At 50.2% G+C, this 12,951-nt stretch carries 27 protein-coding genes; 26 read left to right on the top strand and 1 reads right to left on the bottom strand.

The features are described from left to right. Positions 1-48 precede the first annotated feature (48 nt). Positions 49-525: a bacterioferritin gene (gene bfr / locus ACEPLT_RS20580; RefSeq protein WP_063617109.1), complete on the top strand. Its 477-nt coding sequence runs from the start codon at positions 49-51 to the stop codon at positions 523-525. On the opposite strand, the gene ACEPLT_RS20575 is transcribed toward bfr, so the two are convergent. Continuing rightward, a complete protein-coding gene (locus tag ACEPLT_RS20575) occupies positions 509-982 on the bottom strand; it encodes a prepilin peptidase (protein WP_032655644.1) in 474 nt (157 codons plus the stop codon). The genes bfr and ACEPLT_RS20575 overlap by 17 nt on opposite strands. Before the next feature lie 380 nt (positions 983-1,362). Here ACEPLT_RS20575 and rpsJ point away from each other — a divergent pair, with 380 nt between their 5' ends. The 25 genes from rpsJ (at position 1,363) to rpsK (ending at position 12,923) form a co-directional block, all read left to right on the top strand. Then, positions 1,363-1,674, top strand: coding sequence for a 30S ribosomal protein S10 (gene rpsJ / locus ACEPLT_RS20570; RefSeq protein ID WP_001181005.1), 312 nt, complete (start codon positions 1,363-1,365; stop codon positions 1,672-1,674). A gap of 32 nt (positions 1,675-1,706) precedes the next feature. Continuing rightward, on the top strand, positions 1,707-2,336 hold the full coding sequence (gene rplC, locus ACEPLT_RS20565) for a 50S ribosomal protein L3 (RefSeq protein ID WP_003863274.1): 630 nt from the start codon (positions 1,707-1,709) through the stop codon (positions 2,334-2,336). Positions 2,337-2,346: 10 nt separating this feature from the next. Further along, positions 2,347-2,952 (top strand): 50S ribosomal protein L4, encoded by a 606-nt coding sequence (rplD, locus tag ACEPLT_RS20560; RefSeq protein ID WP_000424395.1) that lies wholly within the window; start codon positions 2,347-2,349, stop codon positions 2,950-2,952. Then, positions 2,949-3,251 carry a 50S ribosomal protein L23 gene (gene rplW, locus ACEPLT_RS20555; protein ID WP_000617546.1) on the top strand — a complete coding sequence of 101 codons (303 nt, stop codon included), beginning with the start codon at positions 2,949-2,951 and terminating at the stop codon, positions 3,249-3,251. Before rplD ends, rplW begins: the two co-directional genes overlap by 4 nt. 17 nt (positions 3,252-3,268) lie before the next feature. Continuing rightward, complete coding sequence (gene rplB, locus ACEPLT_RS20550) at positions 3,269-4,090, top strand: 50S ribosomal protein L2 (protein WP_008457150.1); 822 nt, start codon at positions 3,269-3,271, stop codon at positions 4,088-4,090. Between the two features lie 16 nt (positions 4,091-4,106). Continuing rightward, on the top strand, positions 4,107-4,385 hold the full coding sequence (gene rpsS, locus ACEPLT_RS20545; RefSeq protein WP_001138117.1) for a 30S ribosomal protein S19: 279 nt from the start codon (positions 4,107-4,109) through the stop codon (positions 4,383-4,385). Positions 4,386-4,399: 14 nt separating this feature from the next. Then, positions 4,400-4,732 (top strand): 50S ribosomal protein L22, encoded by a 333-nt coding sequence (rplV, locus tag ACEPLT_RS20540; RefSeq protein ID WP_002919773.1) that lies wholly within the window; start codon positions 4,400-4,402, stop codon positions 4,730-4,732. A 17-nt stretch (positions 4,733-4,749) separates the two neighbouring features. Further along, positions 4,750-5,451 carry a 30S ribosomal protein S3 gene (gene rpsC / locus ACEPLT_RS20535; protein WP_000529945.1) on the top strand — a complete coding sequence of 234 codons (702 nt, stop codon included), beginning with the start codon at positions 4,750-4,752 and terminating at the stop codon, positions 5,449-5,451. Positions 5,452-5,463: 12 nt separating this feature from the next. Then, a complete protein-coding gene (gene rplP / locus ACEPLT_RS20530; protein ID WP_002919759.1) occupies positions 5,464-5,874 on the top strand; it encodes a 50S ribosomal protein L16 in 411 nt (136 codons plus the stop codon). Next, positions 5,874-6,065: a 50S ribosomal protein L29 gene (gene rpmC, locus ACEPLT_RS20525; protein ID WP_003863282.1), complete on the top strand. Its 192-nt coding sequence runs from the start codon at positions 5,874-5,876 to the stop codon at positions 6,063-6,065. The genes rplP and rpmC overlap by 1 nt, the downstream gene beginning before the upstream one ends. After that, positions 6,065-6,319, top strand: coding sequence for a 30S ribosomal protein S17 (gene rpsQ, locus ACEPLT_RS20520; RefSeq protein WP_008503489.1), 255 nt, complete (start codon positions 6,065-6,067; stop codon positions 6,317-6,319). The genes rpmC and rpsQ overlap by 1 nt, the downstream gene beginning before the upstream one ends. Positions 6,320-6,485: 166 nt before the next feature. After that, complete coding sequence (rplN, locus tag ACEPLT_RS20515) at positions 6,486-6,857, top strand: 50S ribosomal protein L14 (protein WP_002919748.1); 372 nt, start codon at positions 6,486-6,488, stop codon at positions 6,855-6,857. A 10-nt stretch (positions 6,858-6,867) separates the two neighbouring features. Then, a complete protein-coding gene (gene rplX / locus ACEPLT_RS20510) occupies positions 6,868-7,182 on the top strand; it encodes a 50S ribosomal protein L24 (protein WP_003863287.1) in 315 nt (104 codons plus the stop codon). Positions 7,183-7,196: 14 nt separating this feature from the next. Then, entirely contained in the window at positions 7,197-7,736 is a 540-nt protein-coding gene (rplE, locus tag ACEPLT_RS20505; RefSeq protein WP_001096202.1) for a 50S ribosomal protein L5, read from the top strand. 14 nt (positions 7,737-7,750) lie between these two features. Then, positions 7,751-8,056, top strand: a complete 306-nt coding sequence (rpsN, locus tag ACEPLT_RS20500; RefSeq protein WP_003863291.1) for a 30S ribosomal protein S14 — start codon at positions 7,751-7,753, stop codon at positions 8,054-8,056. 30 nt (positions 8,057-8,086) lie between these two features. Then, complete coding sequence (rpsH, locus tag ACEPLT_RS20495; protein ID WP_006178918.1) at positions 8,087-8,479, top strand: 30S ribosomal protein S8; 393 nt, start codon at positions 8,087-8,089, stop codon at positions 8,477-8,479. Between the two features lie 12 nt (positions 8,480-8,491). Beyond that, positions 8,492-9,025, top strand: a complete 534-nt coding sequence (gene rplF, locus ACEPLT_RS20490; protein ID WP_003863296.1) for a 50S ribosomal protein L6 — start codon at positions 8,492-8,494, stop codon at positions 9,023-9,025. A 9-nt stretch (positions 9,026-9,034) separates the two neighbouring features. Continuing rightward, entirely contained in the window at positions 9,035-9,388 is a 354-nt protein-coding gene (rplR, locus tag ACEPLT_RS20485) for a 50S ribosomal protein L18 (RefSeq protein WP_003863297.1), read from the top strand. Between the two features lie 14 nt (positions 9,389-9,402). Continuing rightward, the gene (rpsE, locus tag ACEPLT_RS20480; protein WP_003863299.1) at positions 9,403-9,903 is read left to right on the top strand and encodes a 30S ribosomal protein S5; all 501 of its coding nucleotides are present in this window, start codon (positions 9,403-9,405) and stop codon (positions 9,901-9,903) included. A gap of 6 nt (positions 9,904-9,909) precedes the next feature. Next, positions 9,910-10,089, top strand: a complete 180-nt coding sequence (gene rpmD, locus ACEPLT_RS20475; RefSeq protein ID WP_003863301.1) for a 50S ribosomal protein L30 — start codon at positions 9,910-9,912, stop codon at positions 10,087-10,089. 3 nt (positions 10,090-10,092) lie between these two features. Further along, complete coding sequence (rplO, locus tag ACEPLT_RS20470) at positions 10,093-10,527, top strand: 50S ribosomal protein L15 (protein WP_003863304.1); 435 nt, start codon at positions 10,093-10,095, stop codon at positions 10,525-10,527. A gap of 7 nt (positions 10,528-10,534) precedes the next feature. Next, positions 10,535-11,866 carry a preprotein translocase subunit SecY gene (gene secY / locus ACEPLT_RS20465; RefSeq protein ID WP_003863305.1) on the top strand — a complete coding sequence of 444 codons (1,332 nt, stop codon included), beginning with the start codon at positions 10,535-10,537 and terminating at the stop codon, positions 11,864-11,866. A 31-nt stretch (positions 11,867-11,897) separates the two neighbouring features. Beyond that, positions 11,898-12,014: a 50S ribosomal protein L36 gene (rpmJ, locus tag ACEPLT_RS20460; RefSeq protein WP_000868187.1), complete on the top strand. Its 117-nt coding sequence runs from the start codon at positions 11,898-11,900 to the stop codon at positions 12,012-12,014. A 146-nt stretch (positions 12,015-12,160) separates the two neighbouring features. Then, positions 12,161-12,517 carry a 30S ribosomal protein S13 gene (rpsM, locus tag ACEPLT_RS20455; RefSeq protein ID WP_008503488.1) on the top strand — a complete coding sequence of 119 codons (357 nt, stop codon included), beginning with the start codon at positions 12,161-12,163 and terminating at the stop codon, positions 12,515-12,517. 16 nt (positions 12,518-12,533) lie between these two features. Further along, positions 12,534-12,923, top strand: coding sequence for a 30S ribosomal protein S11 (gene rpsK, locus ACEPLT_RS20450; RefSeq protein WP_003863312.1), 390 nt, complete (start codon positions 12,534-12,536; stop codon positions 12,921-12,923). The last annotated feature ends 28 nt before the right edge of the window (positions 12,924-12,951 follow it).

The raw sequence follows: 12,951 nt of genomic DNA, 5'->3' as shown, positions 1-12,951 counted from the left end.
CTGTAGCCCGATCTACGCTTCAATGAGTGGAAGCGGAGGGACTATATAATGAAAGGTGATGTTAAAATCATAAGTTATCTCAATAAATTATTGGGAAATGAGCTTGTCGCAATCAACCAGTATTTTCTTCACGCGAGAATGTTCAAAAACTGGGGACTCAAACGTTTAAACGACGTTGAGTACCATGAATCTATCGATGAGATGAAACACGCTGATAAATACATCGAGCGTATTTTATTCCTTGAAGGCATTCCAAACCTGCAGGATCTCGGCAAGCTGGGCATCGGAGAAGATGTCGAAGAGATGCTGCGTTCCGACCTCAGGCTAGAACTTGAAGGTGCCAAAGATCTCCGTGAAGCCATTGCCTATGCTGACAGCGTATATGACTACGTCAGCCGAGATATGATGATCCAGATCCTGGCCGATGAAGAAGGGCATATTGACTGGCTGGAAACAGAGCTGGATCTCATTGCTAAAATCGGCCTGCAAAACTATCTTCAGTCACAGATTAAAGTGGAAGAATAACCAACGTCTTCCACCCTACGCATAAACCCGCTGCTGCCAGAAATGGCCCAAAAGGCAGCGGGTTTTTTATTGCTTTCTTATCAGGGCGGATTACCGAAAAAACAAGAATACAAAGAAGCGCCATCAGCGCCGCGAGCAACGCCAGCGCAGGCAGTACGCACCAGCCATGCCATGCACCAAGCGCCGCCAGGTACTTCACATCGCCATATCCCATCCCTTCACGCCGGCAGATAAACCAATAGCCCCAGTAAATAACGGCAAAGGCAATATATCCGGCCATCGCACCCGCCACCGCACTCGGCAGAAAATCAGGTTGGATACAGAGCTGAAAGAGCAGCCCCGCCCATAGCAGCGGACAGAGAAATTTATCGGGAAGCAGACCGTAGCGAATATCGGCATTTACAAGTAAGGCTGTCAGTAAAAGATAGATCAGCAGAAAGGGGAGGGTGGTCAGCATTTAAAAGGCCTCAAACGGGTTTGAGCGCATAGTCGTTATAATCGGCCTGTCCGGCAATGCACAAAAAACGGAGATGCGTAGCGGCTCGAAACAAAGCATCGCCGCAGAATACATTGCATAAAACGTTGCGCGCTCTTACACACCCTGCGACATTGGCGCTTAATTTCTAAACGGCACTTGCGTCTTGCCCAGATTTACGTATAATGCGCGGGCTTGTCGTAATTGACGGCGGGTTCAATCAGAACCAGAGTAGCTCATTTTGTTACTCAACAATGCTCCCAATTGGGGAGCTACGTAAGAACGGTTACACTCTCCCATCAATCGTAATGGGTTTGAGGAGTAATCATTTTCGTTTATAAAATAATTGGAGCTCTGGTCTCATGCAGAACCAAAGAATCCGTATCCGCCTTAAAGCGTTTGATCATCGTCTGATCGATCAATCAACCGCGGAAATCGTCGAGACTGCTAAGCGCACTGGTGCGCAAGTCCGTGGTCCGATCCCGCTGCCGACCCGCAAAGAGCGCTTCACCGTTCTGATCTCTCCGCACGTTAACAAAGACGCGCGCGATCAGTACGAAATCCGCACTCACAAGCGTCTGGTTGACATCGTTGAGCCAACTGAGAAAACCGTTGATGCTCTGATGCGTCTGGATCTGGCTGCCGGTGTAGACGTGCAGATCAGCCTGGGTTAATCAGGTCATCGAGCGATTGAGAGGTTGAAACAATGATTGGTTTAGTCGGTAAAAAAGTGGGTATGACCCGCATCTTCACTGAAGATGGCGTTTCTATCCCAGTAACCGTAATCGAAGTTGAAGCAAACCGCGTTACTCAGGTTAAAGATCTGGCTAACGATGGCTACCGCGCTATTCAGGTTACCACTGGTGCTAAAAAAGCTAACCGTGTAACCAAACCAGAAGCGGGTCACTTCGCTAAAGCTGGCGTAGAAGCTGGCCGTGGTCTGTGGGAATTCCGCCTTGCTGAAGGCGAAGAGTTCACCGTAGGTCAGGACATTAGCGTTGAGCTGTTTGCTGACGTTAAAAAAGTTGACGTAACCGGTACCTCTAAAGGTAAAGGTTTTGCTGGTACCGTTAAGCGCTGGAACTTCCGTACCCAGGACGCTACTCACGGTAACTCCTTGTCTCACCGCGTTCCGGGTTCTATCGGTCAGAACCAGACTCCGGGCAAAGTGTTCAAAGGCAAGAAAATGGCAGGTCAGCTGGGTAACGAACGTGTAACCGTTCAGAGCCTGGACGTAGTACGTGTTGACGCTGAGCGCAACCTGCTGCTGGTTAAAGGTGCGGTCCCGGGTGCAACCGGTAGCGACCTGATCGTTAAACCAGCTGTGAAGGCGTAAGGGGATAGCAATGGAATTAGTATTGAAAGACGCGCAGAGCGCGCTGACTGTTTCCGAAACTACCTTCGGTCGTGATTTCAACGAAGCGCTGGTTCACCAGGTTGTTGTTGCTTATGCAGCTGGTGCTCGTCAGGGTACTCGTGCTCAGAAGACTCGTGCTGAAGTAACTGGTTCTGGCAAAAAGCCATGGCGCCAGAAAGGTACCGGCCGTGCGCGTTCAGGTTCTATCAAGAGCCCGATCTGGCGTTCAGGTGGCGTGACCTTCGCTGCGCGTCCACAGGACCACAGTCAAAAAGTTAACAAAAAGATGTACCGCGGCGCGCTGAAAAGCATCCTGTCCGAACTGGTACGTCAGGATCGTCTGATCGTTGTCGAGAAGTTCTCTGTTGAAGCGCCTAAAACTAAGCTGCTGGCACAGAAACTGAAAGACATGGCTCTGGAAGATGTGCTGATCATCACCGGTGAGCTGGACGAGAACCTGTTCCTGGCCGCACGTAACCTGCACAAGGTTGACGTACGCGATGCGACTGGTATCGACCCGGTTAGCCTGATCGCCTTCGACAAAGTCGTAATGACTGCTGATGCTGTTAAGCAAGTTGAGGAGATGCTGGCATGATTCGTGAAGAACGTCTGCTGAAGGTGCTTCGCGCACCGCACGTTTCTGAAAAAGCGTCTACTGCGATGGAAAAAACAAACACCATCGTTCTCAAAGTTGCTAAAGACGCGACCAAAGCAGAGATCAAAGCTGCTGTGCAGAAACTGTTTGAAGTCGAAGTCGAAGTCGTTAACACCCTGGTCGTTAAAGGGAAAGTTAAACGTCACGGACAGCGTATCGGTCGTCGTAGCGACTGGAAAAAAGCTTACGTCACCCTGAAAGAAGGCCAGAATCTGGACTTCGTTGGCGGCGCTGAGTAAGTCGGAGGAGTAATACAATGGCAGTTGTTAAATGTAAACCGACATCTCCGGGTCGTCGCCACGTAGTTAAAGTGGTTAACCCTGAGCTGCACAAGGGCAAACCTTTTGCTCCGTTGCTGGAAAAAAACAGCAAATCCGGTGGTCGTAACAACAATGGCCGTATCACCACTCGTCACATCGGTGGTGGCCACAAGCAGGCTTATCGTATTGTTGACTTCAAACGCAACAAAGACGGTATCCCAGCAGTTGTTGAACGTCTTGAGTACGATCCGAACCGTTCCGCGAACATCGCGCTGGTTCTGTACAAAGACGGCGAACGCCGTTACATCCTGGCCCCTAAAGGCCTGAAAGCTGGCGACCAGATTCAGTCTGGCGTTGATGCTGCAATCAAAGCAGGCAACACCCTGCCGATGCGCAATATCCCGGTTGGTTCTACCGTTCATAACGTAGAAATGAAACCAGGTAAAGGCGGTCAGCTGGCGCGTTCCGCGGGTACTTACGTTCAGATCGTTGCGCGTGATGGTGCTTATGTCACCCTGCGTCTGCGTTCTGGTGAAATGCGTAAAGTCGAAGCAGACTGCCGCGCTACTCTGGGCGAAGTTGGCAATGCTGAGCATATGCTGCGCGTTCTGGGTAAAGCAGGTGCTGCACGCTGGCGTGGTGTTCGTCCTACCGTTCGCGGTACTGCGATGAACCCAGTCGACCACCCACATGGTGGTGGTGAAGGTCGTAACTTTGGTAAGCACCCGGTATCTCCGTGGGGCGTTCAGACCAAAGGTAAGAAGACCCGCAGCAACAAGCGTACTGATAAATTTATCGTACGTCGCCGTAGCAAATAATTTTAGAGGATAAGCCATGCCACGTTCTCTCAAGAAAGGTCCTTTTATTGACCTGCACTTGCTGAAGAAGGTAGAGAAAGCGGTGGAAAGCGGAGACAAGAAGCCCCTGCGCACTTGGTCCCGTCGTTCAACGATCTTTCCTAACATGATCGGTTTGACCATCGCTGTCCATAATGGTCGTCAGCACGTTCCAGTCTTTGTTACCGACGAAATGGTTGGTCACAAACTGGGTGAATTCGCACCGACTCGTACTTATCGCGGCCACGCTGCTGATAAAAAAGCGAAGAAGAAATAAGGTAGGAGGAAGAGATGGAAACTTTAGCTCAACATCGCCATGCTCGTTCTTCTGCACAGAAGGTTCGCCTTGTTGCTGACCTGATTCGCGGTAAGAAAGTGTCGCAGGCCCTGGACATCCTGACCTATACCAACAAGAAAGCTGCGGTATTGGTCAAGAAAGTACTGGAATCTGCCATTGCTAACGCTGAACACAACGATGGCGCTGACATCGACGATCTGAAAGTCGCGAAAATTTTCGTAGATGAAGGCCCAAGCATGAAGCGCATTATGCCGCGTGCGAAAGGTCGTGCAGATCGCATCCTGAAGCGCACCAGCCACATTACTGTGGTTGTGTCCGATCGCTGAGACTCTGGAGACTAGCAATGGGTCAGAAAGTACATCCTAATGGTATTCGCCTGGGTATTGTAAAACCATGGAACTCTACCTGGTTTGCGAACACCAAAGAATTCGCTGACAACCTGGACAGCGATTTTAAAGTACGTCAGTACCTGACTAAGGAACTGGCTAAAGCGTCTGTATCTCGTATCGTTATCGAGCGTCCAGCGAAGAGCATCCGTGTGACTATTCACACTGCTCGTCCTGGCATCGTTATCGGTAAGAAAGGCGAAGACGTAGAAAAACTGCGCAAGGTCGTAGCGGATATCGCTGGCGTTCCTGCACAGATCAATATCGCTGAAGTTCGTAAGCCTGAACTGGACGCTAAATTGGTTGCTGACAGCATCACTTCTCAGCTGGAACGTCGTGTTATGTTCCGTCGTGCTATGAAGCGTGCTGTACAGAACGCAATGCGTCTGGGCGCTAAAGGTATCAAAGTTGAAGTTAGCGGCCGTCTGGGCGGCGCGGAAATCGCACGTACCGAATGGTACCGTGAAGGTCGCGTACCGCTGCACACTCTGCGTGCTGACATCGACTACAACACCTCTGAAGCGCACACCACTTACGGTGTAATCGGCGTTAAGGTATGGATCTTCAAAGGTGAGATCCTGGGTGGTATGGCTGCTGTTGAACAACCGGAAAAACCGGCTGCTCAACCTAAAAAGCAGCAGCGTAAAGGCCGTAAATAAGGAGCGTCGCTGATGTTACAACCAAAGCGTACAAAATTCCGTAAAGTGCACAAAGGCCGCAACCGTGGTCTGGCGCAGGGTACGGATGTTAGCTTCGGCACTTTCGGTCTGAAAGCTGTTGGCCGTGGTCGTCTGACTGCACGTCAGATCGAAGCAGCACGTCGTGCAATGACCCGTGCAGTTAAGCGTCAAGGTAAGATCTGGATCCGTGTATTCCCGGACAAACCGATCACCGAGAAGCCGCTGGAAGTTCGTATGGGTAAAGGTAAAGGTAACGTGGAGTACTGGGTTGCCTTGATCCAACCGGGCAAAGTCCTGTATGAAATGGACGGTGTTCCGGAAGAGCTGGCCCGTGAAGCCTTCGGCCTGGCAGCAGCGAAACTGCCTATCAAAACCACCTTTGTAACTAAGACGGTGATGTAATGAAAGCAAAAGAGCTGCGTGAAAAAAGCGTTGAAGAGCTGAACGCTGAGCTGCTGAACCTGCTGCGTGAGCAGTTCAACCTGCGTATGCAGGCTGCAAGTGGCCAGCTGCAACAGACTCACCTGCTGAAGCAAGTGCGTCGCAATGTTGCACGCGTTAAGACTTTACTGACTCAGAAGGCGGGTGCGTAATGACCGATAAAATCCGTACTCTGCAAGGTCGTGTTGTTAGCGACAAAATGGAGAAATCCATTGTTGTAGCTATCGAACGTATTGTGAAACACCCGATCTACGGTAAATTCATCAAGCGTACGACCAAACTGCACGTACATGACGAGAACAACGAATGTGGTATCGGCGACAAGGTTGAAATCCGTGAATGCCGTCCACTGTCCAAGACTAAGTCCTGGACGCTGGTTCGCGTTGTAGAGAAAGCGGTTCTGTAATACAGTACGCCTTCTCAATACGAATAAACGGCTCAGCGATGAGCCGTTTATTTTTTCTACCCATATTGCAGAAGCGGTGTTATAATGCCGCGCCCTCGATATGGGGCTTTTTAACGGCTCTGATTTTAGAGTCTCAGGTAGTAGTTGACATTAGCGGAGCACTAAAATGATCCAAGAACAGACTATGCTGAACGTCGCCGACAACTCCGGTGCACGTCGCGTAATGTGTATCAAGGTTCTGGGTGGCTCGCACCGTCGCTACGCAGGCGTAGGCGACATCATCAAGATCACCATCAAAGAAGCAATTCCACGTGGTAAGGTCAAAAAAGGTGATGTGCTGAAGGCGGTAGTGGTGCGCACCAAGAAGGGTGTTCGTCGCCCTGACGGTTCTGTCATTCGCTTCGATGGTAATGCATGCGTTATTTTAAACAATAACAGCGAGCAGCCTATCGGCACGCGTATCTTTGGGCCGGTAACTCGTGAACTTCGTACTGAGAAGTTCATGAAAATTATCTCTCTGGCACCAGAAGTACTCTAAGGAGCGAATCATGGCAGCGAAAATCCGTCGTGATGACGAAGTTATCGTGTTAACCGGTAAAGATAAAGGTAAACGCGGTAAAGTAAAAAATGTTCTGTCTTCCGGCAAACTTGTCGTTGAAGGTATCAACCTGGTTAAGAAACATCAGAAGCCGGTTCCGGCCCTGAACCAACCAGGTGGCATCGTTGAAAAAGAAGCTGCTATTCAGGTTTCTAACGTTGCAATCTTCAATGCGGCTACCGGCAAGGCTGACCGTGTAGGCTTTAGATTCGAAGACGGTAAAAAAGTCCGTTTCTTCAAGTCTAACAGCGAAACTATCAAGTAATTTGGAGTAGTACGATGGCGAAACTGCATGATTACTACAAAGACGAAGTAGTTAAGAAACTCATGACCGAGTTTAACTACAATTCTGTCATGCAAGTCCCTCGGGTCGAGAAGATCACCCTGAACATGGGTGTTGGTGAAGCGATCGCTGACAAGAAACTGCTGGATAACGCAGCAGCTGACCTGACAGCAATCTCCGGTCAAAAACCGCTGATCACCAAAGCACGCAAATCTGTTGCAGGCTTCAAAATCCGTCAGGGCTATCCGATCGGCTGTAAAGTAACTCTGCGTGGCGAACGCATGTGGGAGTTCTTTGAGCGCCTGATCACTATTGCTGTTCCACGTATCCGTGACTTCCGTGGCTTGTCCGCTAAGTCTTTCGACGGTCGTGGTAACTACAGCATGGGTGTCCGTGAGCAGATCATCTTCCCAGAAATCGACTACGATAAAGTCGACCGCGTGCGTGGTTTGGATATTACCATTACCACTACTGCGAAATCTGACGAAGAAGGCCGTGCTCTGCTGGCTGCCTTTGACTTCCCGTTCCGCAAGTAAGGTAGGGTTACTGAATGGCTAAGCAATCAATGAAAGCACGCGAAGTAAAGCGCGTAGCTTTAGCTGATAAATTCTTCGCTAAACGCGCTGAACTGAAAGCGATCATTTCTGATGTGAACGCTTCCGACGAAGATCGTTGGAATGCGGTTCTCAAGCTGCAGTCTCTGCCGCGTGATTCCAGCCCGTCTCGTCAGCGTAACCGCTGTCGTCAAACAGGTCGTCCACATGGTTATGTGGGCAAGTTTGGGTTGAGCCGTATCAAACTGCGTGAAGCCGCCATGCGCGGTGAAGTGCCAGGCTTGAAAAAGGCTAGCTGGTAATTACCAATTGAATCACGGGAGTAAAGACAGATGAGCATGCAAGATCCGATCGCGGATATGCTGACCCGTATCCGTAACGGTCAGGCCGCGAACAAAGTTGCGGTCACCATGCCTTCCGCCAAGCTGAAAGTGGCAATTGCCAACGTGCTGAAGGAAGAAGGTTTTATCGAAGATTTTAAAGTTGAAGGCGACACCAAGCCGGAACTGGAACTTACTCTCAAGTATTTCCAGGGTAAAGCTGTTGTAGAAAGCATTCAGCGTGTCAGCCGCCCAGGCCTGCGCATCTATAAGAAAAAAGATGAGCTGCCAAAAGTTATGGCTGGTCTTGGTATCGCAGTTGTTTCTACCTCTAAAGGTGTTATGACTGATCGTGCAGCGCGCCAGGCTGGTCTTGGTGGCGAAATTATCTGCTACGTAGCCTAATCGGAGGAAAGAATGTCTCGTGTTGCTAAAGCACCGGTCGTTATTCCTGCCGGCGTTGATGTAAAAATCGACGGTCAGGTTATTACGATCAAAGGTAAAAACGGCGAGCTGACTCGTACCCTCAACAAAGCTGTTGAAGTTAAACATGCAGATAACGCTCTGACCTTCGGTCCACGTGATGGTTTCGTGGATGGTTGGGCTCAGGCTGGTACCGCGCGTGCCCTGCTGAACTCAATGGTTGTTGGTGTTACCGAAGGCTTCACTAAAAAGCTTCAGCTGGTTGGTGTAGGTTATCGTGCAGCTATCAAAGGGAATGCAGTAGGCCTGTCTCTGGGCTTCTCACACCCTGTTGAGCATCCGCTGCCGGCCGGTATCACTGCAGAATGTCCGACTCAAACTGAAATCGTGCTGAAAGGCGCTGATAAACAGCTGATCGGTCAGGTTGCAGCAGATCTGCGCGCCTACCGTCGTCCTGAGCCTTACAAAGGCAAGGGTGTTCGTTACGCCGACGAAGTCGTGCGTACCAAAGAGGCTAAGAAGAAGTAAGGTAACACTATGGATAAGAAATCTGCTCGTATCCGTCGTGCGACCCGCGCACGCCGCAAGCTCAAAGAGCTGGGTGCAACTCGCCTGGTGGTACATCGTACCCCGCGTCATATTTACGCACAGGTAATTGCACCGAACGGTTCTGAAGTTCTGGTAGCTGCTTCTACTGTAGAAAAAGCTATCTCAGAACAATTGAAGTACACCGGTAACAAAGACGCCGCTGCAGCTGTAGGTAAAGCTGTTGCTGAACGCGCTCTGGAAAAAGGCATCAGCAATGTTTCCTTTGACCGTTCCGGGTTCCAATATCATGGTCGTGTCCAGGCACTGGCAGATGCTGCCCGTGAAGCTGGCCTTCAGTTCTAAGGTAGAGGTGTAAGATGGCTCACATCGAAAAACAGGCTGGCGAACTGCAGGAAAAGCTGATCGCGGTAAACCGCGTATCTAAAACCGTTAAAGGTGGTCGTATTTTCTCCTTCACAGCTCTGACTGTAGTAGGCGATGGTAACGGTCGCGTTGGTTTTGGTTACGGTAAAGCGCGTGAAGTTCCAGCAGCGATCCAGAAAGCGATGGAAAAAGCCCGTCGCAACATGATTAACGTCGCGCTGAACAACGGCACCCTGCAGCACCCAGTTAAAGGTGTTCACACGGGTTCTCGTGTATTCATGCAGCCAGCTTCAGAAGGTACCGGTATCATCGCCGGTGGTGCAATGCGCGCCGTTCTGGAAGTTGCTGGGGTTCATAACGTTCTGGCTAAAGCATATGGTTCCACCAACCCGATCAACGTGGTTCGTGCAACTATTGATGGCCTGGAAAATATGAATTCTCCAGAAATGGTCGCTGCCAAGCGTGGTAAATCCGTTGAAGAAATTCTGGGGTAATTGACCATGGCAAAGACTATTAAAATCACTCAAACCCGCAGTGCAATCGGTCGTCTGCCGAAACACAAGGCAACGCTGCTTGGCCTGGGTCTGCGTCGTATTGGTCATACCGTTGAGCGCGAGGATACTCCTGCTGTTCGTGGTATGGTCAACGCGGTTTACTTCATGGTTAAAGTTGAGGAGTAAGAGATGCGTTTAAATACTCTGTCTCCGGCCGAAGGCTCTAAAAAGGCGGGTAAACGCCTGGGTCGTGGTATCGGTTCTGGCCTCGGCAAAACCGGTGGTCGTGGTCACAAAGGTCAGAACTCTCGTTCTGGCGGTGGCGTACGTCGCGGTTTCGAGGGTGGCCAGATGCCACTGTACCGTCGTCTGCCGAAGTTCGGCTTCACCTCTCGCAAAGCAGCGATCACGGCGGAAATCCGTCTGTCTGACCTGGCGAAAGTTGAAGGCGGCGTTGTAGACCTGAACACGCTGAAAGCAGCAAACATTATCGGTATCCAGATCGAGTTCGCGAAAGTGATCCTGGCTGGTGAAGTTTCTACTCCGGTAACTGTTCGTGGCCTGCGTGTTACTAAAGGTGCTCGTGCTGCTATCGAAGCTGCTGGCGGTAAAATTGAGGAATAAGTAGCAGATGGCTAAGCAACCGGGATTAGATTTTCAAAGTGCCAAAGGTGGATTTGGCGAGCTGAAACGCAGACTGCTGTTTGTTATCGGCGCGCTGATTGTGTTCCGTATTGGCTCTTTTATTCCGATCCCTGGTATCGATGCCGCTGTACTTGCCAAACTGCTTGAGCAACAGCGAGGCACCATCATTGAAATGTTCAACATGTTCTCTGGTGGTGCTCTCAGCCGTGCTTCTATCTTCGCACTGGGTATTATGCCGTACATTTCGGCATCGATTATTATCCAGCTGCTGACGGTCGTTCATCCGGCCCTGGCAGAGTTGAAGAAAGAAGGGGAGTCTGGACGTCGTAAGATTAGTCAGTACACCCGTTACGGTACTCTGGTGCTGGCAATATTCCAGTCGATCGGTATTGCTACCGGTCTTCCGAATATGCCTGGTATGCAGGGCCTGGTGTTAAACCCGGGCTTTGCATTCTACTTCACCGCTGTTGTAAGTCTGGTCACAGGGACAATGTTCCTGATGTGGCTCGGCGAACAGATTACTGAGCGTGGTATCGGTAACGGTATCTCAATCATTATCTTCGCCGGTATTGTTGCGGGCCTCCCGCCAGCCATCGCCCACACTATCGAGCAAGCGCGTCAAGGCGACCTGCACTTCCTCCTGTTGCTGTTGGTTGCAGTATTAGTATTTGCAGTGACGTTCTTTGTTGTCTTCGTTGAACGTGGTCAACGCCGCATTGTGGTGAACTACGCTAAGCGTCAGCAAGGTCGTCGTGTCTATGCTGCACAGAGCACACATTTACCGCTGAAAGTGAACATGGCGGGGGTTATCCCGGCTATCTTCGCTTCCAGTATTATTCTGTTCCCGGCAACCATCGCGTCATGGTTCGGGGGCGGTACTGGTTGGAACTGGCTGACAACAATTTCGCTGTATTTGCAGCCTGGGCAACCACTTTATGTGTTACTCTATGCGTCTGCGATCATCTTCTTCTGTTTCTTCTACACGGCGTTGGTCTTCAACCCGCGTGAAACAGCAGATAACCTGAAGAAGTCCGGTGCATTTGTACCAGGAATTCGTCCGGGAGAGCAAACGGCGAAGTATATCGATAAAGTAATGACCCGCCTGACTTTGGTTGGTGCGCTCTATATTACTTTTATCTGCCTGATCCCGGAGTTCATGCGTGATGCAATGAAAGTACCGTTCTACTTCGGTGGGACCTCACTGCTTATCGTTGTTGTCGTGATTATGGACTTTATGGCTCAAGTGCAAACTCTGATGATGTCCAGTCAGTATGAGTCTGCATTGAAGAAGGCGAACCTGAAAGGCTACGGCCGCTAATTGGTCGCCTGAGAAGTTACGGAGAGTAAAAATGAAAGTTCGTGCTTCCGTCAAGAAATTATGCCGTAACTGCAAAATCGTTAAGCGTGATGGTGTCATCCGTGTGATTTGCAGTGCCGAGCCGAAGCATAAACAGCGCCAAGGCTGATTATTTCGCATATTTTTCTTGCAAAGTTGGGTTGAGCTGGCTAGATTAGCCAGCCAATCTTTTGTATGTCTGTACGTTTCCATTTGAGTATCCTGAAAACGGGCTTTTCAGCATGGTGCGTACATATTAAATAGTAGGAGTGCATAGTGGCCCGTATAGCAGGCATTAACATTCCTGATCAGAAACATGCTGTGATCGCATTAACTTCGATCTACGGCATCGGCAAGACCCGTTCTAAAGCCATTCTGGCTGCAGCGGGTATCGCTGAAGATGTTAAGATCAGTGAGCTGTCTGAAGAACAAATCGACACGCTGCGTGACGAAGTTGCCAAATTTGTCGTTGAAGGTGATCTGCGCCGTGAAATCAGCATGAGCATCAAGCGCCTGATGGATCTTGGTTGCTATCGCGGTTTGCGTCATCGTCGTGGTCTGCCAGTGCGCGGTCAGCGTACTAAGACCAACGCACGTACCCGTAAGGGTCCGCGCAAACCGATCAAGAAATAATCGGGGTGATTGAATAATGGCAAAGGCACCAGTTCGTGCACGTAAACGTGTAAGAAAACAAGTCTCTGACGGCGTGGCTCATATCCATGCTTCTTTCAACAACACCATCGTTACTATTACTGATCGTCAGGGTAACGCATTGGGTTGGGCAACAGCCGGTGGTTCCGGTTTCCGTGGTTCTCGCAAATCCACTCCGTTCGCAGCTCAGGTTGCAGCAGAGCGTTGCGCAGAAGCCGTAAAAGAATACGGCATCAAGAATCTGGAAGTTATGGTTAAAGGTCCGGGTCCGGGTCGTGAATCTACTGTTCGCGCTCTGAACGCCGCTGGTTTCCGCATCACTAATATTACTGATGTGACTCCGATCCCTCATAACGGTTGTCGTCCGCCGAAAAAACGTCGCGTATAACGCTCGTTTTTTAGGTTAGTTGGAGATA

Source organism: Enterobacter sp. fkY84-1 (genome assembly GCF_052974705.1).
The sequence above is the reverse complement of the archived record's forward strand: the minus strand, read 5'-3'. Positions and strand labels throughout refer to the sequence as shown.

Bases quoted from the DNA above. Each gene is read 5' to 3' on its own strand.
- bfr (WP_063617109.1), top strand. From the start codon at position 49: ATGAAAGGTGATGTTAAAATCATAAGTTATCTCAATAAATTATTGGGA.
- ACEPLT_RS20575 (WP_032655644.1), bottom strand. From the start codon at position 982: ATGCTGACCACCCTCCCCTTTCTGCTGATCTATCTTTTACTGACAGCC.
- rpsJ (WP_001181005.1), top strand. From the start codon at position 1,363: ATGCAGAACCAAAGAATCCGTATCCGCCTTAAAGCGTTTGATCATCGT.
- rplC (WP_003863274.1), top strand. From the start codon at position 1,707: ATGATTGGTTTAGTCGGTAAAAAAGTGGGTATGACCCGCATCTTCACT.
- rplD (WP_000424395.1), top strand. From the start codon at position 2,347: ATGGAATTAGTATTGAAAGACGCGCAGAGCGCGCTGACTGTTTCCGAA.
- rplW (WP_000617546.1), top strand. From the start codon at position 2,949: ATGATTCGTGAAGAACGTCTGCTGAAGGTGCTTCGCGCACCGCACGTT.
- rplB (WP_008457150.1), top strand. From the start codon at position 3,269: ATGGCAGTTGTTAAATGTAAACCGACATCTCCGGGTCGTCGCCACGTA.
- rpsS (WP_001138117.1), top strand. From the start codon at position 4,107: ATGCCACGTTCTCTCAAGAAAGGTCCTTTTATTGACCTGCACTTGCTG.
- rplV (WP_002919773.1), top strand. From the start codon at position 4,400: ATGGAAACTTTAGCTCAACATCGCCATGCTCGTTCTTCTGCACAGAAG.
- rpsC (WP_000529945.1), top strand. From the start codon at position 4,750: ATGGGTCAGAAAGTACATCCTAATGGTATTCGCCTGGGTATTGTAAAA.
- rplP (WP_002919759.1), top strand. From the start codon at position 5,464: ATGTTACAACCAAAGCGTACAAAATTCCGTAAAGTGCACAAAGGCCGC.
- rpmC (WP_003863282.1), top strand. From the start codon at position 5,874: ATGAAAGCAAAAGAGCTGCGTGAAAAAAGCGTTGAAGAGCTGAACGCT.
- rpsQ (WP_008503489.1), top strand. From the start codon at position 6,065: ATGACCGATAAAATCCGTACTCTGCAAGGTCGTGTTGTTAGCGACAAA.
- rplN (WP_002919748.1), top strand. From the start codon at position 6,486: ATGATCCAAGAACAGACTATGCTGAACGTCGCCGACAACTCCGGTGCA.
- rplX (WP_003863287.1), top strand. From the start codon at position 6,868: ATGGCAGCGAAAATCCGTCGTGATGACGAAGTTATCGTGTTAACCGGT.
- rplE (WP_001096202.1), top strand. From the start codon at position 7,197: ATGGCGAAACTGCATGATTACTACAAAGACGAAGTAGTTAAGAAACTC.
- rpsN (WP_003863291.1), top strand. From the start codon at position 7,751: ATGGCTAAGCAATCAATGAAAGCACGCGAAGTAAAGCGCGTAGCTTTA.
- rpsH (WP_006178918.1), top strand. From the start codon at position 8,087: ATGAGCATGCAAGATCCGATCGCGGATATGCTGACCCGTATCCGTAAC.
- rplF (WP_003863296.1), top strand. From the start codon at position 8,492: ATGTCTCGTGTTGCTAAAGCACCGGTCGTTATTCCTGCCGGCGTTGAT.
- rplR (WP_003863297.1), top strand. From the start codon at position 9,035: ATGGATAAGAAATCTGCTCGTATCCGTCGTGCGACCCGCGCACGCCGC.
- rpsE (WP_003863299.1), top strand. From the start codon at position 9,403: ATGGCTCACATCGAAAAACAGGCTGGCGAACTGCAGGAAAAGCTGATC.
- rpmD (WP_003863301.1), top strand. From the start codon at position 9,910: ATGGCAAAGACTATTAAAATCACTCAAACCCGCAGTGCAATCGGTCGT.
- rplO (WP_003863304.1), top strand. From the start codon at position 10,093: ATGCGTTTAAATACTCTGTCTCCGGCCGAAGGCTCTAAAAAGGCGGGT.
- secY (WP_003863305.1), top strand. From the start codon at position 10,535: ATGGCTAAGCAACCGGGATTAGATTTTCAAAGTGCCAAAGGTGGATTT.
- rpmJ (WP_000868187.1), top strand. From the start codon at position 11,898: ATGAAAGTTCGTGCTTCCGTCAAGAAATTATGCCGTAACTGCAAAATC.
- rpsK (WP_003863312.1), top strand. From the start codon at position 12,534: ATGGCAAAGGCACCAGTTCGTGCACGTAAACGTGTAAGAAAACAAGTC.